The sequence below is a fragment of the Methylobacterium sp. B1 genome, assembly GCF_000333255.1.
In the GTDB taxonomy this organism is placed as follows: domain Bacteria; phylum Pseudomonadota; class Alphaproteobacteria; order Rhizobiales; family Beijerinckiaceae; genus Methylobacterium; species Methylobacterium fujisawaense.
In genome coordinates, this window is sequence record NZ_BACT01000519.1 from 1 (window position 1) to 1114 (window position 1114).

At 76.8% G+C, this 1114-nt stretch carries 1 protein-coding gene and 1 pseudogene; one reads left to right on the plus strand and one right to left on the minus strand.

All coding sequences use genetic code 11. The features are described from left to right. Nucleotides 1–862, plus strand: an 862-nt coding sequence (locus I53_RS15350; protein ID WP_043352165.1) for a 4-(cytidine 5'-diphospho)-2-C-methyl-D-erythritol kinase, incomplete at its 5' end; no start/stop codon positions are given. A gap of 19 nt (nt 863–881) precedes the next feature. Here the strand turns inward: I53_RS15350 and I53_RS15355 are convergent. Beyond that, a pseudogene (locus I53_RS15355) lies at nt 882–1114 on the minus strand (hypothetical protein); the annotation flags it as partial.

Sequence of the window (1114 nt, forward strand, 5' to 3'; positions counted from 1 at the left end):
CGCCGATCGCGCCCCGCCAAAGGTCAACCTGACGCTCCACGTCTTCAGCCGCCGCGTCGGCGACGGCTACCACGTGCTTGAGAGCCTCGTCGCCTTCGCGGGGACTGCCGACCGCCTGACGCTGGATCCCGCTGCCCCGCTGGGCCTGACCGTCAGCGGGCCCACCGCCGGCCCGGCCGGTCCCACGGACGACAACCTCGTCCTCCGGGCCGCCCGGGGCCTCGCCGCGCGGGTCCCGGGGCTGCGCGTGGGCGCTTTCCATCTGGTGAAGCGCCTGCCGGTCGCGGCGGGGATCGGCGGCGGCTCCTCCGACGCCGCCGCGGCCCTGCGGCTGCTGGCGCGCCTCAACGGGCTGTCCCTCGACCACGAGGCCGTCGGCGCGGTGGCGCGCGAGACCGGCGCCGACGTGCCGGTCTGCCTCGTCCCGCGGGCCCGGATGATGCGCGGTGCCGGGGAGGAGATCGGCCCGGCCCTCGGCCTCGCGCCGCTGCCGGCGGTGCTGATCAATCCCGGCGTCCCGGTGCCCACGGCCCCGGTCTTCAAGGCGCTGGGCCTCGCCGCCGGCCAGGAGCTCCCGGGCGCACCGCATCCGACGATCCCGCAAGACATGGCGACCGGCACGCTGCTGGAAGCCCTGGCCGGGGCCCGCAACGATCTGGAGGCGCCGGCCCTGACCGTGGCACCGGTGATCGGCGACGCGCTCAAGGCCCTCCGCGGCCAGGGCTGCCGCCTCGCGCGGATGTCGGGCTCGGGTGCGACCGTGTTCGCGCTGTTCGCCGACCGGCGCGCGGCCGTGCGGGCCGCCGCAGCCCTGCGCACCGCCCACCCTGCATGGTGGGTCGCACCGACCTTCCTGCGCTGAGCCAACCCGCGGCAGGCGTTCAGGCCGGCTCCGCCGCGTAGACCGTCACGACCCCGTTCCCCTCCGGCACCATCACGCGCCAGCGGCTTGCCCGCGGCAGGTCGCCGGGATCCATCGCGCTGACCCGGCCGCTCCCGACATCGAAGGCGGCCAGCCGGCCGTCCCTGTCGCAGCCGCACAGATACGCGCGGCCGCCACCGAGATGGAGCGCAGCCGGAGCGAGGGCGGCGTGGCCGAAGGCGATGTCCGCGA